This is a genomic window from Sporosarcina saromensis (assembly GCF_054901285.1).
Genome location: NZ_CM142738.1, coordinates 2,916,384 through 2,937,832, shown reverse-complemented (window position 1 = coordinate 2,937,832; position 21,449 = coordinate 2,916,384). Strand labels below are relative to the sequence as shown.

General features: G+C 42.4%; 24 protein-coding genes and 1 pseudogene. 24 read left to right on the top strand and 1 reads right to left on the bottom strand.

The features are described 5' to 3' along the window. The first annotated feature begins 7 nt into the window (after nt 1-7). The 15 genes and pseudogenes from cymR (at nt 8) to mtnN (ending at nt 14,578) form a co-directional block, all read left to right on the top strand. Nucleotides 8-427, top strand: a complete 420-nt coding sequence (gene cymR, locus ACVHUV_RS15100; RefSeq protein ID WP_371389482.1) for a cysteine metabolism transcriptional regulator CymR — start codon at nt 8-10, stop codon at nt 425-427. 25 nt (nt 428-452) lie between these two features. Beyond that, on the top strand, nt 453-1,595 hold the full coding sequence (locus ACVHUV_RS15095) for a cysteine desulfurase family protein (RefSeq protein ID WP_462085152.1): 1,143 nt from the start codon (nt 453-455) through the stop codon (nt 1,593-1,595). A gap of 21 nt (nt 1,596-1,616) precedes the next feature. Next, nucleotides 1,617-2,741, top strand: coding sequence for a tRNA 2-thiouridine(34) synthase MnmA (gene mnmA, locus ACVHUV_RS15090; RefSeq protein WP_462085151.1), 1,125 nt, complete (start codon nt 1,617-1,619; stop codon nt 2,739-2,741). A gap of 12 nt (nt 2,742-2,753) precedes the next feature. Then, nucleotides 2,754-3,416, top strand: a complete 663-nt coding sequence (locus ACVHUV_RS15085) for a tetratricopeptide repeat protein (protein ID WP_462085150.1) — start codon at nt 2,754-2,756, stop codon at nt 3,414-3,416. Nucleotides 3,417-3,437: 21 nt separating this feature from the next. Further along, nucleotides 3,438-5,899, top strand: a pseudogene (gene recD2, locus ACVHUV_RS15080) (SF1B family DNA helicase RecD2). Between the two features lie 315 nt (nt 5,900-6,214). Then, a complete protein-coding gene (gene alaS / locus ACVHUV_RS15075) occupies nt 6,215-8,848 on the top strand; it encodes an alanine--tRNA ligase (RefSeq protein ID WP_462085149.1) in 2,634 nt (877 codons plus the stop codon). An 81-nt stretch (nt 8,849-8,929) separates the two neighbouring features. Continuing rightward, nucleotides 8,930-9,202: an IreB family regulatory phosphoprotein gene (locus tag ACVHUV_RS15070; protein ID WP_317942329.1), complete on the top strand. Its 273-nt coding sequence runs from the start codon at nt 8,930-8,932 to the stop codon at nt 9,200-9,202. Continuing rightward, the gene (ruvX, locus tag ACVHUV_RS15065) at nt 9,199-9,618 is read left to right on the top strand and encodes a Holliday junction resolvase RuvX (RefSeq protein ID WP_462085148.1); all 420 of its coding nucleotides are present in this window, start codon (nt 9,199-9,201) and stop codon (nt 9,616-9,618) included. The genes ACVHUV_RS15070 and ruvX overlap by 4 nt, the downstream gene beginning before the upstream one ends. A gap of 10 nt (nt 9,619-9,628) precedes the next feature. Beyond that, nucleotides 9,629-9,922, top strand: a complete 294-nt coding sequence (locus ACVHUV_RS15060) for a DUF1292 domain-containing protein (RefSeq protein ID WP_317942221.1) — start codon at nt 9,629-9,631, stop codon at nt 9,920-9,922. 114 nt (nt 9,923-10,036) lie between these two features. Next, the gene (gene mltG, locus ACVHUV_RS15055; protein WP_317942220.1) at nt 10,037-11,155 is read left to right on the top strand and encodes an endolytic transglycosylase MltG; all 1,119 of its coding nucleotides are present in this window, start codon (nt 10,037-10,039) and stop codon (nt 11,153-11,155) included. Between the two features lie 32 nt (nt 11,156-11,187). Next, complete coding sequence (locus ACVHUV_RS15050; RefSeq protein WP_462085147.1) at nt 11,188-11,829, top strand: O-methyltransferase; 642 nt, start codon at nt 11,188-11,190, stop codon at nt 11,827-11,829. 31 nt (nt 11,830-11,860) lie between these two features. Next, nucleotides 11,861-12,499, top strand: coding sequence for a uridine kinase (udk, locus tag ACVHUV_RS15045; protein WP_317942218.1), 639 nt, complete (start codon nt 11,861-11,863; stop codon nt 12,497-12,499). Nucleotides 12,500-12,600: 101 nt separating this feature from the next. Beyond that, on the top strand, nt 12,601-13,077 hold the full coding sequence (gene greA / locus ACVHUV_RS15040) for a transcription elongation factor GreA (protein ID WP_317942217.1): 477 nt from the start codon (nt 12,601-12,603) through the stop codon (nt 13,075-13,077). A 70-nt stretch (nt 13,078-13,147) separates the two neighbouring features. Then, nucleotides 13,148-13,846 carry a YrrS family protein gene (locus ACVHUV_RS15035; RefSeq protein ID WP_462085146.1) on the top strand — a complete coding sequence of 233 codons (699 nt, stop codon included), beginning with the start codon at nt 13,148-13,150 and terminating at the stop codon, nt 13,844-13,846. Between the two features lie 39 nt (nt 13,847-13,885). After that, nucleotides 13,886-14,578: a 5'-methylthioadenosine/S-adenosylhomocysteine nucleosidase gene (gene mtnN / locus ACVHUV_RS15030; protein WP_317942215.1), complete on the top strand. Its 693-nt coding sequence runs from the start codon at nt 13,886-13,888 to the stop codon at nt 14,576-14,578. 263 nt (nt 14,579-14,841) lie between these two features. Here the strand turns inward: mtnN and sigK are convergent, their stop codons facing one another. Continuing rightward, the gene (sigK, locus tag ACVHUV_RS15025; protein WP_317942214.1) at nt 14,842-15,543 is read right to left on the bottom strand and encodes an RNA polymerase sporulation sigma factor SigK; all 702 of its coding nucleotides are present in this window, start codon (nt 15,541-15,543) and stop codon (nt 14,842-14,844) included. Between the two features lie 167 nt (nt 15,544-15,710). On the opposite strand from sigK, the gene ACVHUV_RS15020 reads away from it, so the two are divergent. The 9 genes from ACVHUV_RS15020 to ACVHUV_RS14980 are packed head-to-tail and all read left to right on the top strand — an operon-like array spanning nt 15,711 to nt 21,447. Then, a complete protein-coding gene (locus ACVHUV_RS15020) occupies nt 15,711-16,226 on the top strand; it encodes a YqeG family HAD IIIA-type phosphatase (RefSeq protein WP_317942213.1) in 516 nt (171 codons plus the stop codon). Then, nucleotides 16,214-17,329 (top strand): ribosome biogenesis GTPase YqeH, encoded by a 1,116-nt coding sequence (gene yqeH, locus ACVHUV_RS15015; protein ID WP_462085145.1) that lies wholly within the window; start codon nt 16,214-16,216, stop codon nt 17,327-17,329. Before ACVHUV_RS15020 ends, yqeH begins: the two co-directional genes overlap by 13 nt. Nucleotides 17,330-17,342: 13 nt before the next feature. Beyond that, entirely contained in the window at nt 17,343-18,173 is an 831-nt protein-coding gene (gene aroE / locus ACVHUV_RS15010; RefSeq protein WP_462085144.1) for a shikimate dehydrogenase, read from the top strand. Next, the gene (yhbY, locus tag ACVHUV_RS15005) at nt 18,174-18,461 is read left to right on the top strand and encodes a ribosome assembly RNA-binding protein YhbY (protein ID WP_317942210.1); all 288 of its coding nucleotides are present in this window, start codon (nt 18,174-18,176) and stop codon (nt 18,459-18,461) included. 12 nt (nt 18,462-18,473) lie between these two features. Further along, entirely contained in the window at nt 18,474-19,067 is a 594-nt protein-coding gene (locus ACVHUV_RS15000) for a nicotinate-nucleotide adenylyltransferase (RefSeq protein ID WP_317942209.1), read from the top strand. Further along, nucleotides 19,036-19,614 (top strand): bis(5'-nucleosyl)-tetraphosphatase (symmetrical) YqeK, encoded by a 579-nt coding sequence (gene yqeK / locus ACVHUV_RS14995; protein ID WP_317942208.1) that lies wholly within the window; start codon nt 19,036-19,038, stop codon nt 19,612-19,614. The genes ACVHUV_RS15000 and yqeK overlap by 32 nt, the downstream gene beginning before the upstream one ends. Before the next feature lie 4 nt (nt 19,615-19,618). Continuing rightward, the gene (gene rsfS, locus ACVHUV_RS14990) at nt 19,619-19,963 is read left to right on the top strand and encodes a ribosome silencing factor (RefSeq protein WP_317942207.1); all 345 of its coding nucleotides are present in this window, start codon (nt 19,619-19,621) and stop codon (nt 19,961-19,963) included. Further along, complete coding sequence (locus tag ACVHUV_RS14985) at nt 19,960-20,700, top strand: class I SAM-dependent DNA methyltransferase (protein WP_462085143.1); 741 nt, start codon at nt 19,960-19,962, stop codon at nt 20,698-20,700. Before rsfS ends, ACVHUV_RS14985 begins: the two co-directional genes overlap by 4 nt. Before the next feature lie 30 nt (nt 20,701-20,730). Then, nucleotides 20,731-21,447, top strand: a complete 717-nt coding sequence (locus ACVHUV_RS14980) for a helix-hairpin-helix domain-containing protein (protein ID WP_462085142.1) — start codon at nt 20,731-20,733, stop codon at nt 21,445-21,447. Nucleotides 21,448-21,449: the final 2 nt, after the last annotated feature.

Below are 21,449 nucleotides of genomic sequence, written 5' to 3'. Positions count from 1 at the left end.
GTTATACATGAGAATTTCAACGAGAGGCCGCTATGGCCTTACAATGATTGTTGCACTTGGAAAGAAATATGGTGAAGGTCCAATGCCTTTACGGAAAATTGCCGAAGAGCATGATTTGTCTGATGCGTATCTTGAGCAACTCATTCCGGTATTGCGAAACAGTGGTCTCGTAACAAGTGTTCGTGGTGCTTATGGCGGCTATAAACTTTCCAAACCGCCAACAGACATTACAGCAGGGGACATCATTCGGTTATTAGAAGGTCCTATCCAAGTTGTTGAAGGGATTGAAGAAGGAAATATCCCTCAACAATCATTATGGAATCGGATTGGGGATGCAATTCGAGAAGTTCTTGACACGACAACGATCCAAGATCTCGTCGATGCAGAAGAATCTACTACAAATGACGGATATATGTATTACATTTAAACGGTTTCAATAAAGGAGTTTACTCATGCAAACAATCTATATGGATCATGCTGCAACTACACCTGTACATCCGGAAGTACGGTCAACATACATTGAAGCGATGGATAAAGTATTCGGCAACCCTTCGAGTATTCATCAATACGGACGTTTAGCTAGAAAATGGATCGATGACGCTCGTAAGGAAATTGCTCTGAGCTTACAAGCGGAGCCAAATGAAATTATTTTCACTTCAGGTGGTACGGAAGCTGATAACATTGCAATTTTTGGAACTGCGAGTGCAATGAAGGAGAAAGGTAATCACATTATTACAACAACCATCGAGCACCATGCCGTCTTACACGCCTGCCAGGAACTGGAGAAAACAGGTTTTCAAGTGACGTATTTACCTGTGAATGAAGACGGTGTAATTGCTGTAGAGCAAGTAAAAGATGCATTAACGGAGAATACGATTCTCGTTACGATTATGTACGGGAACAATGAAGTTGGTTCCATCCAACCGATTCAAGAAATTGGAGAACTGCTCAAAGGACATCAAGCAATTTTCCACACCGACGCTGTCCAAGCGTACGGTATTGCGCCCTTAGATGTACAAGAATTACAAGTAGACTTGCTCAGTGCATCCGCTCATAAGTTGAATGGGCCGAAAGGAGTTGGCTTTCTTTATCAACGAAAGGGGATCACTACTCACCCCTTATTATTTGGCGGAGAGCAGGAACGGAAGAGACGAGCGGGGACTGAAAATGTGCCCGCCATTGCCGCATTTGCTAAAGCGGTTCATATTGCTCAGGTTGATATGGAGAACAACCAAAAAACGTATGAACGCTACAAACAGCTCATACAAGCTGTTTTTACCGAAGAGGGAATCCAATTTGAATTGAATGCCCAACGAGCGCACCGATTACCACACCTCTTCAATATCAGTTTTCCAGGTACAGATATCGAGTCGTTACTCGTCAACATGGACATGGCAGGAATTGCTGTATCAAGTGGTTCTGCTTGCACGGCAGGATCACTTGAACCGTCTCATGTTCTGTCAGCGATGTACGGGAACAAGTCTTCAAAGCTAAGAAATTCGGTACGATTCAGTTTTGGCTTAGGATTGGATGAAGACCTGGTGCGGCGTGCAGCTACTACAACAGCAACGATTGTTAAACGTCTAGTGAAATGAACGGATAAAGGATGAATATAAATGAGAACAACAACTAAATCGAAAGCAGAAACCCGCGTAGTTGTCGGGATGTCCGGAGGTGTCGATTCTTCTGTTGCTGCATTACTTTTAAAAGAGCAAGGCTATGATGTCATCGGTATTTTCATGAAAAACTGGGATGACACAGATGAATTCGGCGTATGTACGGCGACCGAAGATTACGAAGATGTCATTAAAGTTTGTAACGATATTGGTATCCCTTATTATGCAGTCAATTTTGAACAACAATATTGGGACAAAGTGTTTACCTATTTCCTTGAAGAATATAAAGCAGGACGGACACCAAACCCTGATGTGATGTGCAATAAAGAAATTAAATTTAAAGCTTTCCTCGATCATGCGATGAGTTTAGGTGCTGATTTCTTGGCAACAGGCCATTATGCGCAAGTTGTGGAAACAGATAACGGTGTTGCAATGTTGCGAGGGAAAGATGAAAACAAAGATCAAACGTACTTCTTGAACCAGTTAAATCAAGAGCAATTACAAAAAGTGATGTTCCCAATTGGCTCCCTTGACAAATCAGAAGTACGATTGATTGCTGAAAAGGCCGGACTAGCAACTGCGAAGAAAAAAGATTCAACAGGCATCTGTTTCATCGGGGAGCGTAATTTCAAAGAATTTCTTTCCCAATACTTGCCCGCTCAACCTGGTGATATGAAAACAATGGATGGAGAAGTTGTCGGCAAACACGATGGACTGATGTATTATACAATTGGTCAACGGCACGGTCTCGGAATCGGTGGAGCAGGGGATCCTTGGTTTGTTCTTGGAAAAGATTTAGCGGACAACGCTTTGCTCGTCGGACAAGGATTCCATAATGATGCCCTCTACTCGGATAGCTTAACAGCCATTCAAATAAGCTTTGCAACCGCAAGAGACTTACCGGACACTTTTTCATGTACTGCAAAATTTCGTTACAGACAACCGGATACCGACGTCACTGTCCTTTTAGGTGAAAACAATACTGCGACAGTCACTTTTGCACAACCGGTTAGAGCGATTACTCCAGGTCAAGCAGTCGTCTTTTATGATGGGGAAGAATGCCTAGGTGGAGGGACGATTGACACAGTCATTAAAAACGGTGTCCAACTAGATTATGTAGGATGAGAGGAATCACAAATGGAATTTAATGAATTAGGTATTAAAGCACTTCAAGACGGAGAATACGAAAAGGCGATTGAGGCGTTCATGAAAGCGGCAGAAGCAGAACCAGATAATCCAGTCGGATACATTAACCTTGGAAATGTATTTGCTTCTGCAGGTGATATTGAAAGAGCAGAACGCTTTTTCCAAAAAGCAATTACGCTCGATGAACATGCAGGATCTGCGTTGTATGGACTTGGAAATCTTTATTTTACAAATGAGCGCTTTGAAGAGGCGGCTAAATTATATGAAAAAGCAATCCGTGCGGGATTAGATGAAGCGGATGCCTACTTTATGCTCGGGAAATGTTTACGAAATACCGACAACAGTAAACTCACACTCCCTTATTTCCAACGAGCAGCTGAGCTGGCGCCTTCAGATTTGGAGATCAGATTGTCATTCGGCATTTTACTCGCAGAAATGGAATTGTTTAAGCAAGCTCAAGAAGAGTTTACATTCATACTGGATAATGATGCAGATAATGCAGATGCTCATTACAATCTAGGTGTATTGTATGCGGTATCTACAGATCGCAAAGACGATGCACTCCATCATTTGGAACAGGCTTTTACCATTGAACCTGAACATACACAAGCTCGCTATATTTTTGACATGATCAAAATAGGGGAACAATCGTAACAAGTAGATGGCTAGGTGGTGATGACCATGACGGTAGGAAATGGACAAGGGAATATTGAGCAACTATTCATCGTCGGAAGACCGGTCGTCACGATTTTTCACAATCCTGACAGCCTTTTTTCTATTGTGAAAATGAAAATCACAAAGACGAACAGCGGTTATGAAGATAAGGAAATTGTCATCAAAGGCAGTTTTCCTCCATTGTCAAACGAAGATGATTACCGGTTTACAGGGCGACTCGTCAATCACGCCACTTATGGTAAACAGTTTGATGTGTTCACGTTTACAAAAGAAATGCCTGAAACGGAAACTGGAATTGTCCATTATCTTTCGGGCGACTTGTTTCCGGGTATCGGGAGGAAGACTGCTGATACGATTGTAAAGCAATTAGGAAAAGATGCGATTAAACGCATCCTTGAAAATCCCGATGTTCTTGATCAAATCCCTAAATTAGCGGCTGATAAAAAAGAGACGCTCGTCACGGTGTTACAAGAAAATCTCGGTTTGGAACGGAGCATGGTCCAACTGAACGAATGGGGATTTGGTCCACAACTTTCCATGCGAATCTACCAAACATATCGTGAAGAAGTATTAGAACTTCTGAGAGAGAATCCTTATCGACTTATTGAGGATATTGAAGGAATCGGTTTTCAACGTGCAGATGAATTAGGAAGGCAATTGGGCATTACCGGCAATCATCCTTCACGAGTCAAGGCGGCTATATTACATACAATGAATTTAGCCGTTCAATCAGTAGGTCATGTTTACTTGGAAGCAGAGAATGTCTTGCCAGAAGTGAAACGGCTTTTGGAAAGTAGTCAACGTGCAGAAGTTCCTTTTGACAACATTTCTCAAGCAGTAATCGAACTGGTTGAGGAAGGAAAGTTGTGCGGGGAAGGAAGACGACTCTATATCCCTACTCTTTATTATTCAGAAATTGGTATTGTCTCCAAGTTGGATCGGATTATGGAAAATGACCATTCGGATAAATTCCCGGTATCTGAAATTCGTAAAGCGATAGGGGAGGCGGAGGAACGACTTGAAGTGAGCTACGCGCCTACACAAGTTGATGCGATTGAGAAGGCGCTCCATTCTCCTGCGATGATCCTGACAGGCGGACCAGGTACGGGCAAAACGACAGTTATTAGAGGTTTGGTTGAAGTTTATGCCGAATTGCATGGACTGTCACTCGATCCAAAAGTGTACGCGCAAAAAGAAGAGACATTTCCAATTGTTTTGGCAGCGCCGACTGGTCGTGCGGCGAAAAGGATGTCAGAGTCAACAGACCTTCCAGCCATGACTATCCATCGCCTTCTAGGATTCACTGGGCAAGAGAAAGAAGATGCCATTGGAAAAGAAGTCGAGGGAAGACTCATTATTATTGATGAGATGTCGATGGTCGACACATGGCTTGCGCATCAGTTGTTAAAGGCGTTGCCGACTGAAATCCAAATTCTCTTTGTGGGGATCAAGATCAGTTGCCTCCTGTAGGTCCTGGCCAAGTGCTAAGAGACATGCTCGATTCGAAAAAGATTCCCGTCGTGGAGTTGAAGGAAATTTATCGTCAAAGTGAAGGGTCAACGATTATCGAGCTCGCACATATGATTAAAAATGGATCATTGACAACGGATATAGTGAAAAAGACAGGTGATCGTTCATTTATACGCGCAACGGGCGATCAGATTCTCGAAGCTGTTGAACAAATAGTCAAAAATGCGGTCTCCAAAGGGCATCCAATTAAAAATATTCAAGTATTGGCCCCGATGTATAAAGGACCAGCAGGCATTGATGGCTTAAATAAAATGATCCAGAAGATGGTGAACCCCCCCGGTCCGGACCGTAAGGAAGTCACTTTCGGCGACGTCGTGTACCGAATCGGTGATAAGGTACTGCAACTTGTCAACCAACCCGAAAGTAATGTTTTCAATGGAGATATGGGAGAAGTCATATCAATAATTAAGGCGAACGAAACCGTAGACAAAAAAGAAATGCTCATCGTCTCTTATGACGGAATCGAAGTTGAATACGAGCGAAATGACCTGAATCAAATTACTTTGGCGTATTGTTGTTCCATCCATAAATCGCAAGGCAGTGAGTTTCCAATAGTCGTCATGCCTGTCGTACGTGGTTATCGTAAGATGTTGCGAAGAAATCTCTTATATACAGGGATTACAAGAGCAAAAGATTTCCTCATCCTGTGTGGTGAACCTGAAGAGTTTTCAATTGGTATACAGCGTACGGATGAACTGGAAAGGCAGACAACGTTGAAAGAACGTCTTCGAAAAGAAGTGGCTGCCCAGTCGCAAGAAGTTGAACCACCGATGCAGTCAGCAGATGAAGTGAAGAAGCAATCGGACAATCCTTCTTTGGCCGATGAAGAAACAGAAGACTTTAGACTGACCAAAGAAACGATCTTTGGAATTGATCCGATGATTGGTATGCAAGGAGCCAGTCCATATGATTTTATGGAAGTGATGGATTGACAACCCGTTAGGTTTTTCCTATAATCACAAGTAACATACGAATTCGTTGACGGAGACAGTACGCAATGAACCATGTAATAGAAAGGAATCCCACAGGCTGAAAGGATTCTCATGGTAATTGTCGGAAAGCTACTCCTGAGTGCAACTAATCCTTGCCGTTAGCCGCGTTATGGCTTCTTGAGATACCGGTCTAACCGGTAAATTAGGGTGGTACCACGAAAAGTCTTCGTCCCTTGTACAGGGGCGGGGATTTTTTTATTGCCAAACGGCATGACGCTCTACCGAATTCGTGCATATAGAACAGGAGGCTTACACATGAAACAATTGACTGCAGCAGAAATTCGTAAAATGTTCCTTGATTACTTTAAAGAATTTGGTCACGATGTAGAACCATCAGCTCCACTTGTGCCGATTGATGACCCTTCACTCCTTTGGATTAACAGCGGTGTGGCAACGCTTAAAAAGTATTTTGATGGACGTGTTGTGCCGACGAACCCTCGAATTGTCAATGCACAAAAATCCATCCGAACGAATGATATTGAAAATGTAGGGAAAACTGCTCGTCACCATACGTTTTTCGAGATGTTAGGAAACTTTTCGATTGGTGATTATTTCAAGAAAGAAGCGATACATCGTGCATGGGATTTTCTCACAAACGAAAAATGGATCGGCTTTAATCCTGAACTGTTATCGGTAACAGTCCATCCGGAAGACGAAGAAGCCTACGCTATTTGGCGAGATGAAATCGGTATTCCTGAACAACGAATCATACGATTGGAAGGGAATTTCTGGGATATTGGGGAAGGCCCAAGTGGTCCAAACTCAGAAATATTCTACGACCGTGGTCCGGCATATGGAGATGATTTTTCAGATCCTGAATTATATCCAGGCGGGGAGAACGAACGGTATTTGGAAATCTGGAACTTAGTCTTCTCTGAATTTAACCATAACCCAGATCATACGTACACGCCGCTCCCTAAGAAGAACATTGATACAGGAATGGGATTGGAGCGAATGGCTTCTGTTATTCAAAACGTGCCAACCAATTTCGACACAGATCTGTTCATGCCGATTATCCATGCAGTGGAAAAGGTATCAGGTGAAACTTATGGACAAGATGCAAACAAAGACACTGCTTTTAAAGTCATCGCAGACCATATCCGTACAGTAGCATTTGCAATTGGAGATGGAGCGCTACCATCCAACGAAGGGCGTGGATATGTCCTTCGACGACTATTACGTCGAGCGATGCGTTTTGCAAAACAGATTGGTATTCACAAGCCTTTCATGTTTGAGTTAGTACCAGTTGTCGGTGCGATCATGGAAGATTTCTATCCACAAGTGACCGAGAAAGAAGCGTTCATCATGAAAGTCATTAAGAATGAGGAAGAACGCTTCCATGAGACGCTAAACGAAGGATTAACGATTTTAAACGGCATTATTGACAAAGCAAAGTCATCAGGTCAAGCAATCGTTTCAGGCGCAGATGCGTTTAGACTTTATGATACGTACGGTTTTCCGTTTGAACTGACAGAAGAGTTTGCTGAAGAAGCAGGCGTGACGGTCGATCGAGCAGGTTTTGATGAAGAAATGGACAGTCAACGAAAGCGTGCGAGAGCGGCTCGGGTTGACGTCGATTCGATGCATGTCCAATCAGAAGTACTAGGCAATATTCATGCTGCTAGTGAGTTTGTTGGGTATGATCAATTGACGACTGAAGCACAAATCATCGCATTGTTGCATAATGGTGAAATGGTTGCACATGCTTCTGAAGGTGATGAAATCCAATTCATGCTGGATCGTACCCCGTTTTATGCTGAAAGTGGTGGACAGATTGCAGATACCGGTACGATTTCGGGAGAAGCGTTCATCGTCGATGTGAAAGATGTTAAAAAAGCACCAAACGGTCAGCATTTGCATAATGCCATTGTTCGTTCAGGAGAAGTGAGCGTGGATGCAAACGTCTTGGCTGAAGTGGATGCTGTTTCACGTCAACAAATTATTAAAAATCACACAGCAACACATTTGCTCCATAAAGCATTGAAAATCGTACTTGGGGACCATGTCAACCAAGCAGGTTCATACGTAGGTCCAGATCGACTCCGTTTTGACTTTTCTCACTTCGGACAAGTGACGAAGGAAGAGTTGGAAAGAATTGAAGCAATTGTTAACGAAAAGATATGGGATGATATACCTGTTGGGATTGCTCAAAAGCCAATTGAAGAGGCAAAGCAAATGGGTGCAATGGCATTGTTCGGTGAAAAGTATGGCGATGTCGTCCGTGTGGTCACTGTGGGAGACTTCTCTTTGGAGCTTTGTGGAGGTTGTCACGTACCTGCAACTTCTTCCATTGGACTTTTCAAGATTGAATCAGAAAGTGGAATTGGCGCTGGGACGAGAAGAATTGAAGCGTTGACAGGTAAAAATGCCTACAAATCCTTTAAAGAAGAGGAAGCGTACCTAGGAGAAGCGGCAGCTCTGTTAAAATCAAACCCGAAAGAAATCGTCAACAAACTTTCTTCCACATTGGCAGAGATGAAAGAGATCCAACGTGAAAATGAATCCCTTTCTGCTAAATTAGGAAATAGCCAGTTGACGGACATTCTTTCTTCTGCGCAACAAGTGGACGATGTAACGGTCATCTCTGCGAAAGTGGACGTCAAAGATAATCAAGCGTTGCGCCAAATGATTGATGAGCTGAAACAGAAAGTTGCAAAAGGAATTATTGTACTCGGTGCCGCTGCAAACGACAAAGTTTTGTTAGCAGCAGGTGTAACAGAAGACTTGAAAAATGGGAACTTCCATGCTGGAAAAATCGTCAATCATGTAGCAACGATTTGTGATGGAAAGGGCGGCGGTCGTCCCGATATGGCAATGGCTGGAGCAAAAGATGCTTCCAAACTTGATGAAGCACTTCAATCCGTGTATGATTATGTCAAATCCGTTTAAGCGGAAATGGATGTCGGGTATAGAGAAATTGGGAAAGGTATCCGATTTGTAAACGGACGATTGGAAAGCGGGGTGTCGACTATGAATTCATACGACAAGACGATGAAATTCAACTTTCCTGAAGAATCGATGGAACAAGAAGTGAAACAGGTCATGCTTCATGTGCATACTGCGCTGGAAGACAAAGGTTATAATCCCATTAACCAAATCGTCGGTTATCTTCTTTCCGGCGACCCGGCTTACATTCCTCGTCACTACGAAGCTCGGAATCTAATCAGGAAGCTGGAAAGAGACGAAATTCTTGAGGAATTGGTCAAGTTTTACATTCGTGAAAACAGAGGTAAATCGAATTGAGAACAATGGGATTGGATGTAGGTTCAAAAACGGTCGGCATTGCAATTAGCGATGCGCTCGGGTGGACAGCCCAAGGTATCGAAACGATAAAAATCGATGAGAGTGCCGGCCAATTTGGCATCGAAAGAATTCAACAACTCGTTAAAGAACACGTTGTTACATGTTTCGTAGTAGGTTTTCCGAAAAACATGAACAATACCGTTGGACCTAGAGGAGAAGCATCTGAAAAATTTGCGGAGCTGTTAAAAGAGACGTTTAATTTGCCTGTCATTCTTTGGGACGAGCGTCTGACGACGATGGCAGCGGAACGGATGTTAATTGAAGCGGATGTCAGCAGGAAAAAACGCAAGTCAGTCATCGATAAGATGGCGGCTGTCATGATACTACAAGGGTATCTTGACTCAAAAAATAGATGAGGTGAATGAAATGGAACATGGACAAGAAACAATGACAGTAGTAGATGAGCACGGCGAAGAGCACGTTTGTGAAGTGATTTTCACATTTGAATCGGAAGATTTCGGGAAGTCATATGTTCTCTATCATATTTTAGGTGAAGATGAGAACGACGATGAAGAAGTTGAAATCCATGCATCTGCATTTATTCCTTCTGAAGACAATGAAGACGGTGAATTGTTACCGATTGAAACGGATGAAGAATGGGATATGATCGAAGAAATGTTGAATACCTTCCTAGCTGAGGAAGATGAAGACGAAGAGTAATTGATAATGTGCACGTACGGAATGGTGCAAGCCATTCCGTTTTTTTTCGGTGCAAAAAAGTAAACGATTTCTTTCTACTAGACAGCAAGATTGTTTGAAATGAGGTGAAGCAAAGTGGATAAAGGGACGAAAAAAGATCAGATGTTTGAAAAGATGCTGGAGCAAAAAAAAGAAGTGAAAATCGTTAGACGGATTGTATTTGTTGTAGCAATCGTACTACTGATTGTTGGGCTTCTAAGTGGCCGCGCCATGTATAAATACATAACAGAAGCCTTGCAACCAGTAGATCCCAATTCTGAAGAAGTCATTGAAGTTGAAATACCGATAGGATCAGGTCTCACTTCAATTGCACAAACTCTTGAAAAAAAGGGGATTATTAAAGATGCAAAGATTTTCAAGTACTATGCAAAATTTAATAACGAATCCCAATTCCAAGCCGGATCTTATGGCTTAACAAAAGCAATGACGTTAGATGAGTTAATTGAAAGTTTGAAAACGGGTAAAGTGTACCGGACGCCGGTATTTACAATGACTGTGCCTGAGGGGTTAACACTGGATCAGATCGCAAAGGTTGTCGAAAAACGTACTGGTGTTAAAGAACAAGCTTTTCTTGATTACGTCAATGATAAGAATATTATCGCAGACTTGATGAATAAGTATCCAAATATCTTATCCGATGAAATTTTAGCGGAAAACGTGAAATATCCATTGGAGGGCTATTTGTATCCAGCGACTTATCCATTCTACGAAGAGAAACCATCTGTTGAGACAGTTGTCACAACGATGCTCGATGCAACTTCAGCCAACCTGACACCGTATTTTGCTTATTTGCAAGAGAATGAGAAAACCGTTCATTGGTTGCTGACATTTGCCAGTTTGCTTGAGCGGGAAGCGACTGCGAAAACGGATCGTGAAACAATTGCAAGTGTGTTTTACAATCGGATGAAAGAAAATATGCCACTTCAGACAGATCCGACTGTTCTTTATGCGTTAGGCGAGCATAAGGATCGAGTTCTATTTGAGGACTTGAAAATACAAGATCCCTATAATACGTATGTAAATACTGGGCTTCCTCCTGGTCCAATTGCCAATGCAGGGAAATCATCTATTGAGGCGGTTGTGGATCCGTCCATCACTGACTATTTCTATTTTCTAGCAGACGCTGAGGGGAATAACCACTTTGCCAAGACGTACGATGAGCACTTGAAGAACAGAGCGAAATACATTGATTAACTATATTTAGAATGATTGGACGTGGCGATGCAGTGACTGATTATGAAAGTTACTTGGCAAGCTTTACGGAAACGGTAGACCCTCTTATTAAAGAAATGGAGAATTACGCACAAAAATATTACATTCCAATCATGGATCCTAGTGGAATGAATACATTTCTTGGTTTGCTCCGCATACAACAGCCGAAGCAAATACTTGAAATTGGAAGCGCAATAGGATATTCTGCTATCCGTATGGTTTCTGCTTTGCATGGTGCATCCGTTGTAACAATCGAACGCGACCAGGAACGGTACGAGAAGGCGTTAGATTTTATTGCGAGAAGTGAATTCGGCAATCGCATACGGATTATTAAAGGCGACGCGTTGGAATTGGAAACGCAAGGAATTTTTGATGAATCATTTGATGCGTTATTTATTGATGCAGCGAAGGGGCAGTATAAACGTTTCTTTGAAAAGTATTCTGAGTTTGTGCGGCCGGGTGGAATTATTTATTGTGATAATATGTTCATGCACGGTGCCGTTCTATTACCCGATGAGGATGTACCAAAGCGTAATCGAACGATGATCCGAAATTTGAAAGAATTTACAGCATGGGTTATGAAACACCCTGCCTACGAAACATCATTGTTACCTGTCGGTGATGGAATACTTATTGCAGTAAAAAAGAGCAACTGAGGCGTGCCTCTATGTGCTAGGGGGATAGTGAATGAATTCAAGTAAACCGCTTGTCATTGGAATTGCCGGTGGTTCCGGATCTGGTAAAACGAGCGTCACGAATCGAATTTATAATGTGTTCAAAGAGCATTCGGTCGTAGTCATCGAACAAGATTATTATTATAAGGATCAATCGCATTTAGAATTCGAAGAGCGATTGCTGACGAATTATGATCATCCGCTCGCGTTTGACACTGATTTATTAATTGAACATGTAGAGATGTTATTGCAACGACAACCCATTCAAAAGCCGGTGTACGATTATGCGCTGCATACGAGAGCAGAAGACATCATACCAATTGAACCGAAGGACGTCATTATTCTGGAAGGGATCCTTGTCCTTGAGGATGAACGACTTCGTGAGTTGATGGACATTAAGCTTTTCGTCGATACGGATGCAGATTTACGCATTATTAGACGCCTTATGAGGGATATTCAAGACCGTGGAAGAACAATCGATTCAGTCATCGAGCAATATTTATCAGTCGTCCGTCCGATGCATAATCAGTTCATCGAACCGACGAAAAGATATGCGGACATCATCATCCCGGAAGGCGGCCAAAATGAAGTAGCAATCGATTTAATGGTCACGAAAATAAAAACAATTCTTGAATATGGAACGAAATTGTAATATGATGTAGTCAGAATTCAATATAAATAATCCTATGTCGCATACCTCTTGAAGGAGCGGCATAGTGTTTTTATGAACAGGAATATGAGGAGTGTTGTATGATGGTATCAGAAAAAAAATATCCAATGACAGTTTCAGGGAAAAAGAAATTAGAAGAAGAACTTGAGTTTCTAAAAACGGTTAAACGTAAAGAAGTAGTAGAGCGTATCAAAATCGCACGTAGTTACGGTGACCTTTCTGAGAACTCAGAGTATGATTCTGCGAAAGAAGATCAGGCGTTTGTTGAAGGGAAAATCTCTTCTCTTGAATCGATGATCCGTAATGCTGTTATCATTACAGAAGATGAATTGAACAACGATGAAGTGCAACTAGGGAAAACGGTTACATTTAAGGAACTCCCAGATGGGGATGAAGAGACGTATACAATCGTCGGATCAGCTGAAGCAAACCCAATTGAAGGCTTAATTTCTAACGATTCACCAATCGCAAAAGGGTTACTAGGCCGAAGCAAAGGTGACGAAGTGAAAATCATCACACCAGGCGGAGAAATGTCGGTTGTAATTGTCGAAATCAAGTAATTGAAAGTGGCCGCCGTCTATATGGTGGCCATTCTTCATTAGATGCAAGGATGAACAGGGGGAATAGAAAATGAATGAACATGAAGATTTTTCTCGGATTAACCGAAAAAAACGTCACAACAAAAGTAATCGTTTCCTCAACATAATGATTGGCATCGTGGTCGTACTCATACTCATCGTTGGAGCTACTCTTATTACAGGTGGTAAAGATAAAGGGAAAAAAGACGATCATGCATCTGAAGAAGTTACTACTGACAAGCAAACGAATGATTCAAGTACGGACGAAGGTGCTGAAGCAGACGATGAGACATCCAGACAGGACGAGGACGATGAAACAGATGGAACGTCAGAGGACTCGGCACTAGAGGATGAAGAGGACTCGGCTGGAAGTACAGAAGAAGAGCAGGATACGGAAGCTGGTTCTGTAACGATCGTACCTAACGACGATGCAATTATTGAAGAAACGGTTGTCAATACTGCATGGGAACCAATTGGGACCGAGCAATCTGGTGCGCATACTTCCAAATACGATGGTAATTCAGTTGACTGGAATGAGAAAAAGAAGGCCATTGCGTATGCGACTGGCATTCCGGAAAATGAGTTAATTTATTGGAAAATCAAAAACGGTGGAAGCCTTCAAAAATCGATTGGAATTGTTTCAACGAAAGACAAGCAACAAAAGTACCGTGTCTATTTGGAATGGATCTATGGAGCAGGGTGGAAGCCTGTAAAGATGGACAAACTAACAACTTTAGATTTTGACTATTAATTAAGTGGAAATTGTCCGCTGACACGGAGGGTAAACAACATGAAAATCGCAATAATTGGTGCAATGGAACAAGAAGTGGAATTATTAAGAGGGAAAATTGATGCGGCTACAACAACTACGATTGCTGGCTGTGAATTCATTGAAGGAAGTGTCGGCAGTCACGAGGTAATTCTTGTGAAAAGCGGTATTGGGAAAGTGAATGCAGCGGTTGCAACGACATTACTTATTCAAAACTACGCTCCTGAGGCTATCTTGAACACAGGTTCAGCAGGAGGATTTAAAGAGGATCTGGAAGTCGGAGCAGTTGTGATTTCCGATGAAGTGCGGCACCATGATGTGGATGTCACAGCTTTTGGTTATGAAATTGGACAAGTGCCAGGTATGCCAAATGCATTCCGTTCGGATGACAAGTTGATTGCACTTGCAAAGGAAGCGGTTGAAGAGATTGGTGAACATCGACACGCTACAGGTCTTATTGCATCTGGAGATGTGTTTATGAGCGACCCCTCTCGCGTACAACTTGTGAAAAAACAATTCCCGACGATGATTGCTGCTGAAATGGAAGCTGCTGCAGTGGCTCAAGTTTGTCACCAATTCGGAACACCGTTTGTTGTCATCCGTGCACTGTCTGATATTGCTGGGCAAGAAGCGTCCATCAGTTTCGATGAATTCCTTCCGTTGGCTGCTAAGCATTCTTCGGAAATTGTCATGCATGTCCTATCGAAATTGTAAGGGCTTTATGATATGATACAAACAGGTATTATTTCGTTTAAAGGAGGGGATCATCGATGTTTTATCTAATGGCAGGTGTATTCTTTGCATCGACTGTGATTGCGGTAGTCATCATGCGCGAGGTTAGTGCAGACTGATTTCTTTTACAAACAGAGGTAGTTTATAAACGTAACAAGAGGCGTTTCCTTTCACAGGGCCGTACCCTGTGGTTGGAAACGCCTTTTCAATGACTTATTGCGAGCAACGGATGACTGAAGAAACGTTCACTCATTGTATTCGTGTTTAAACAGTTGATATAATCGAACGATCGCCCGCTTTTCAATGCGTGAAACATAACTTCTTGAAATGTTCAGTTGCTCTGCAATCTCTTTTTGGGTCATTGGTTTGTCATCTAACAAACCGTATCGCCGTTGGATAATTTCTAACTCTCGACTATCCAATTTGCCAAGATGTCGATATAGCCTCTCTTTTTGTTCCTTTTGTTGCACCGTTTCAATTGGCGCTTCTTCGTCAGTTTGCAATAAGTCTGCGATTTGTAAAGATTGGCCATCCTTATCAGTACCAATCGGGTCAAATAGCGAGACATCTTTTTGCACTTTCTTTTGTGTGCGCAAGTACATTAGTATTTCGTTTTCGATGCAACGGGCTGCATATGTTGCCAGTTTGGTCTTTCTGTCCAATGTAAAACTGTTGACCGCTTTCATAAGCCCGATTGTACCGATCGAAATGTAATCATCAAGTTGTTCGTGTTTTGGATGGAATTTTTTTACGACGTGAGCAACGAGGCGCATGTTTCTTTCAATGAGCTCATCTCGTGCACTTTCATCACCTTCTGCCAATCGTTTCAAACAATCCGCTTCTTCTGCTTGTGACAGAGGTCTACGGAATGCCTGCCCCCGAATGTATCCTACCATTGCTGGGATTTCGACCCACAGTTGGACGAGTGCCATGACAAACCCGCTCATCAGTCCACCTCCTGTGTCGTTCTATGACAGCATATGCGTAGATGGCTTGTTTTAATTCGATGTTGAAGAAACGTTATGTATGAAGGGTTCGAATAACTGCAACACCTACTTTAGGCGTATGTTATGCTATAATTAATTTGAAAAAGTGAACTAACGGAGTGGATATTTTGTATAAAAACTTTTTACCGGATGAATATGTAAAAAGCATCTTTCAAATTTCACCGGATACATTACTGGAAAAAGGTATTAAAGGAATCATCACTGACTTGGATAATACGCTTGTTGAATGGGACCGTGCTGAAGCTACACCTGAAATTATTGAATGGGTCCGAATGATGGAGCAGGCTGGTTTAAAGGTGACAATTCTCTCGAATAATAATGAATTGCGCGTGAAGGCGTTTTGTGATCCTTTAGGAACACCATTCATCTTTGACGCACGTAAACCTTTACGTAGATCGTTTAAAAAAGCGCTTGCGCTCATGGGACTGAAAAGGGAAGAAGTCGTGATGGTCGGTGATCAGCTCATGACTGACGTGTTAGGTGGCAACCGTTTCGGTGTGCATACGATACTTGTTGTGCCTGTAGCTAGTTCCGATGGATTTTTCACGAAATTCAATCGCAAAATTGAAAGAAGAATCATGGCCAAACTGAAACGTTCGGGACTGATTGAATGGGAGGAATAACATTGGAACCAATTACATGTATTGGGTGTGGAATTGAAATACAAACAGACGACCCCAAAAAAGAAGGGTATGCACCTGCCGCTTCCTTGGAGAAAGAGGAAGTCATCTGTCGTAGATGCTTTCGATTAAGAAATTACAATGAGTTACAACCTGTTTCATTATCAGGTGATGATTTTTTAGCGATTCTGAATGGAATTGGTGAAAAACAAGGCTTAGTTATTAAAGTCGTCGATATTTTTGATTTTAATGGAAGTTGGATTAATGGGTTGCAACGTTTTGTCGGCCAAAAAGATATTTTACTCATCGGTAACAAATCAGATGTACTGCCAAAGTCCGTCAATCGTAATCGTCTCATTAATTGGATGAAGGCGGAAGCTGCGAAGCTTGGATTAAAGCCGGTTGATGTTTTGCTTATTTCTGCCCATAAAGGACATGGAATGGAAGAGGCGATGGCTGCAATCGACCATTACCGTAAAGGCAAAGATGTATATGTCGTGGGTTGTACAAATGTTGGAAAATCGACGTTCATTAACCGGATTATTAAAAATGCTACCGGCATGGGAGAAGTCATTACGACTTCGCACTTCCCGGGTACAACGCTTGACCTTGTTGAAATCCCGATGGATGACGGGAAAGCAATCTATGATACACCAGGTATTATTAATGAGCATCAAATCGCACATCATCTAGACGCTAAAGATTTAAAGGCGATTACACCGAAAAAAGAATTGAAGCCGAAAGTGTTTCAGTTAAACGCACAACAAACGTTATTTATTGGTGGGTTAGCAAGATTTGATTTTATGGCAGGTGATCGTTCGTCGTTTACCATTCATGTTTCAAATGAATTGACGATCCATCGGACGAAACTGGAAAATGCCGATGCGTTGTATGCTTCGCATCGTGGTGGAATGCTTGCACCGCCAACTGGTGAATCAGTTGAAAAATTGCCTCCACTCGTCAGGCATGAATTTTCCATTAAGAATTCCAAAATGGACGTTGTAATATCGGGATTAGGCTGGATCACCATCCAACATCCGGGTGTCGTCGTGGCAGTACATGCCCCACGTGGCGTGAATGTTGTACTACGACCTTCACTCATTTAAGGAGGGGCACAACATGAAAAAATGGTACGCAGTCATTGGTGACCCAATTGCGCAATCCATGTCACCAGCCATGCACGATGCGTGGTTCAAGGAGAATGGAATTAATGCATCCTATATTCCGGTTCGGGTAAAGTCGGAGGATTTGGAGAAAACTGTAGCAAGTTTAAAACAAGTTGGCTGTAGTGGCTGGAATGTTACTGTGCCTCATAAGACAGCAATCATTCCGTTCTTAGATGAAGTGGATGAAGCGGCAAAACAAATGAATGCTGTGAATACGGTTTGCGTGATGGAAGATGGGACTTTGTACGGGACAAATACAGATGGTCGTGGTTTTTACAGATCGCTTGAAGAGGTTTATCCAGGAGAAGTGATCGATCGATCGATCTTAATGATTGGGGCAGGTGGAGCGGCCAGTGGTATCGCCTTCGCTTTACATGAAGCGGGATGCAGATCATTGACATTTACAAATCGTACTGTGGAAAAGGCACAACAGTTGCAAGGCAAGTACCCCGATGCTACTGTACTTTCGATTGAAGAAGCGGAAGCGATGGTCAGTCAATATTCATTACTCGTGCAAACTACATCTGTTGGGATGAATTATGCACAGTCCGGTATGCCGTTAAATCCTACTGGTATTCATAAAGATACGATTGTAGCAGATATTATTTACAATCCATTAGAAACTGAATTCCTTCATCAAGCACGTATAAGTGGCGGGCGTACGGTGAATGGCATTGGCATGTTTGTTCACCAAGGTGCATTGGCATTCGAATTATGGACGGGTATTTACCCGGACACAACAACAATGATTCAAACAATCTCAGAAAAACTTGGAGGAAATTAAATGTTAACAGGCAAGCAAAAAAGTTACCTTAGAAGTGAAGCACATCACCTTCAACCGATCTTTCAAATTGGGAAAGGTGGTCTAACTGAACCAATCATTAAGCAGATTGAGGAAGCGTTAGAAGCACGTGAATTGATTAAAGTGAGCATTTTGCAAAATTGCGAAGAAGATAAAAGTGAAATTGCTGAAAGACTTGAAGAAGCAGGTATTGATGTTGCGCAAGTGATTGGAAAAATTCTTGTGCTGTATAAAGAATCAAAAGAAAAAAAACGGATTGTTTTGCCATAAGAGGGACTGTCGATGAGAAAAGTTGGACTATTGGGAGGTACGTTTAATCCGCCACATATAGGACATTTAATCATTGCAAATGAAGTGAAACAAGTACTTGGATTAGATGAAGTGCGTCTCATGCCTACTGCAATTCCTCCTCATAAACACAATCCAACCGATGCAACACCAGCACAACGGTTGCGGATGGTACAGCTTGCCGTTGAAGGCGCGGATGGGTTAATGGAATCTTCATTTGAAATTGACCGTGGTGGTGTTTCGTACACCTATGATACGATGAGAGCTTTAAAAGAAGTGGAACCTGAAACGGATTTTTATTTCATCATTGGTGGAGACATGATCGACATACTGCCACAGTGGTTTCAAATCGAAGCGCTATGTAAGTTGGTCACGTTTGTAGGTGTCCAACGGCCGGGCTCTTCAGGTGAACAATCAGTCATTCCAGTTGAGTTCATAGATATCCCATCAATCGATCTTTCTTCTACGATGATTAGAAAAAGGACGGAAGCGGGACAGTCTATTCAATTTCTAGTACCGGATCCGGTCATATCGTATATTCGACAGGAGGGTCTGTATGGAAGTACAACTGCTAAAAGAAGAACTTGAACGTAGACTACCTCAGAAAAGATATGAGCATGTATTACGAGTGGCTGCCACTGCCAAGAAGTTAGCGCGCCATTATGATGTGGATGAAATACGTGTCGAACTAGCTGCGTTGTTTCATGATATCGCAAAATTCATGGAACCAGCAGAAATGCGCACACTGATTGAAAAGCATGGCGAAGATGTGCGTCTCCTCACTTTCCATCACGAGTTATGGCACGCTGCAGCTGGCCGAATTATTGCAGAAAAAACGTTCAATGTGTCCGATGAAGATGTTCTTAACGCCATCCGATATCACACGACGGGAAGAGCGGGAATGTCTCCCATTGAGAAGATTGTCTATGTAGCCGATTTAATCGAACCGGGCAGAGCGTTTCCTGGTATTGAACAATTACGTACCCTAGAAGGTAAATCTCTAGACCGAGTGATGCGGGATTGCGTGTCACATTCCATTAAATACTTACTGGACAACCATGTGGCAGTTTTTCCGGACTCGCTTGAATGTTATAATGAACATGTACAAAAAACGCAACTACGAAAGGAATCGTGAAAATATGCCAACATTACTCGAAACAGCTTATAAAGCGGTAGATGATAAGAAAGCACAAGAAATCGTCGTTCTAAATATGGAAGGAATCTCATTAATTGCAGACCAATTCATCATTTGCCATGCAAACTCTGAACGACAAGTGCAAGCAATCGCAAGAGAAGTAGTCGATAAAGCTGCTGAGCACAACTATGAAGTGAGAAGAATGGAAGGGTTGGACAACGGACGATGGGTCCTTGTTGATCTTGGGGATGTAGTCGTTCATGTATTCCATAAAGATGAGCGTGGCTATTACAACCTTGAAAAATTGTGGGGAGACGCGCCGTTATTACAATTGGATGAAATGCAATGACAGCAGCATATAAGGAATTTGCGACGGTCTATGACGAATTAATGACCGATATTCCGTACGATGACTATGTTGAACTGCTTGAATTAGCAATTGGCAGACTAAATGGAAAAAAGGTATTGGATGTCGGTTGTGGAACAGGGTTGCTGTCAGTGAAGCTTGCGCAAAAGGGTGCGGAAGTCACGGGCATCGACCTTTCAAACGACATGCTTGAAGTTGCTCGCAATCGGGCGATTGATTCCTCGCTATCTATCGAATTCAATCAACTGCCGATGCAACAAATTGCTGGGAATCCTAGCTTTGACGCAGCAGTGATTGCAATCGATTCATTAAATTATGTGTGTACCGAAGAAGAGGTACTCCAAACGTTCAAAGGCATCTACTCAGTGTTAAAAAACGGCGGCACCTTGTTGTTTGATGTCCATTCTACTTTTAAAATGGATACAATTTTCCTGGAAGGTCCATTTACGTTTGATAATGAAAAGATTGCGTACATATGGGAAACAGAAGAAGGGGAAGAAGCATACTCCGTCTATTCGGAGCTTGCTTTTTTCGTTAAAGAAGGTAGCGGACTGTATCGCCGTTTTGACGAGCGTCATACACAACGCACTTTCCCAGTCAATCGTTATGCAGAAATGCTAGCTGATGTAGGTTTTCACATTGAACGGATTTTTTCTGACTGGGAAGATGAGCCACCACATGAGGAAAGCGAAAGAATATTTTTTCAAGTGTGCAAATAACACTTTCAATTTTCTGTGAAATCATTTATAGTGGGGAAGACTCCATGTGAATGCCTCGTAGAAAGGGTGACTGCACTGTTTTTTACGAAGCTCTCTAAAAAATGGCGCATAATCATTACCCCTATTGCAGCAATCACAATCCTATCCGTATTCTTGTTCTTCCCCCGAGAGCAAAATGACAATACATCTGCAATTGTCAGCGGAAAATCTCCTGTTATGAATGTAATTGATGAAGAACCGACAAAAGCGGCTGAACTACCCGCTGATGATCCACTCCCAACGGTATTGAGTGAACCAGCTCCAATCGTTGTGGATATTCGTGGTGCCGTAAAATATCCAGGTGTATACTCCTTGTTGGAGGGCGACCGTCTTATCGATGCAATTAACGCGGCGGGCGGTTATTTACCTGATGCGCAAACAAAGATGCTGAATCACGCGATGAAGGTTCATGATGAATTTTTCATCTATGTTCCAAGAGAAGGCGAGGAAGTTGAGCCACTGGCATCTGTTGGGCTGCTCGGCCAACACGAAGAAGAAACTGCTGTTGATGAGTCTACGGTAAATATTAATCTTGCGAATATGCAAGAGCTGATGACGATACCGGGGATTGGTCCCTCGAAAGCGACTGCGATTCTTGAATATCGAGAGGAACATGGACCGTTTCAAACAGTAGATGCAATTATGGAAGTGTCTGGCATTGGACAGAAAACATTCGATAAATTGAAAACTTATATTTCAGTGAACTAATG

Coding starts and splice junctions, on each gene's coding strand:
- mtnN (WP_317942215.1), top strand. CDS start 13,886: ATGAAAATCGCAATAATTGGTGCAATGGAACAAGAAGTGGAATTATTA.
- udk (WP_317942218.1), top strand. CDS start 11,861: ATGAATTCAAGTAAACCGCTTGTCATTGGAATTGCCGGTGGTTCCGGA.
- ACVHUV_RS15035 (WP_462085146.1), top strand. CDS start 13,148: ATGAATGAACATGAAGATTTTTCTCGGATTAACCGAAAAAAACGTCAC.
- rsfS (WP_317942207.1), top strand. CDS start 19,619: ATGCCAACATTACTCGAAACAGCTTATAAAGCGGTAGATGATAAGAAA.
- yqeK (WP_317942208.1), top strand. CDS start 19,036: ATGGAAGTACAACTGCTAAAAGAAGAACTTGAACGTAGACTACCTCAG.
- ACVHUV_RS15070 (WP_317942329.1), top strand. CDS start 8,930: ATGAATTCATACGACAAGACGATGAAATTCAACTTTCCTGAAGAATCG.
- yqeH (WP_462085145.1), top strand. CDS start 16,214: ATGGGAGGAATAACATTGGAACCAATTACATGTATTGGGTGTGGAATT.
- greA (WP_317942217.1), top strand. CDS start 12,601: ATGGTATCAGAAAAAAAATATCCAATGACAGTTTCAGGGAAAAAGAAA.
- sigK (WP_317942214.1), bottom strand. CDS start 15,543: ATGAGCGGGTTTGTCATGGCACTCGTCCAACTGTGGGTCGAAATCCCA.
- aroE (WP_462085144.1), top strand. CDS start 17,343: ATGAAAAAATGGTACGCAGTCATTGGTGACCCAATTGCGCAATCCATG.
- ACVHUV_RS15000 (WP_317942209.1), top strand. CDS start 18,474: ATGAGAAAAGTTGGACTATTGGGAGGTACGTTTAATCCGCCACATATA.
- mnmA (WP_462085151.1), top strand. CDS start 1,617: ATGAGAACAACAACTAAATCGAAAGCAGAAACCCGCGTAGTTGTCGGG.
- cymR (WP_371389482.1), top strand. CDS start 8: ATGAGAATTTCAACGAGAGGCCGCTATGGCCTTACAATGATTGTTGCA.
- ACVHUV_RS14985 (WP_462085143.1), top strand. CDS start 19,960: ATGACAGCAGCATATAAGGAATTTGCGACGGTCTATGACGAATTAATG.
- ACVHUV_RS15085 (WP_462085150.1), top strand. CDS start 2,754: ATGGAATTTAATGAATTAGGTATTAAAGCACTTCAAGACGGAGAATAC.
- ACVHUV_RS15095 (WP_462085152.1), top strand. CDS start 453: ATGCAAACAATCTATATGGATCATGCTGCAACTACACCTGTACATCCG.
- yhbY (WP_317942210.1), top strand. CDS start 18,174: ATGTTAACAGGCAAGCAAAAAAGTTACCTTAGAAGTGAAGCACATCAC.
- ACVHUV_RS15060 (WP_317942221.1), top strand. CDS start 9,629: ATGGAACATGGACAAGAAACAATGACAGTAGTAGATGAGCACGGCGAA.
- alaS (WP_462085149.1), top strand. CDS start 6,215: ATGAAACAATTGACTGCAGCAGAAATTCGTAAAATGTTCCTTGATTAC.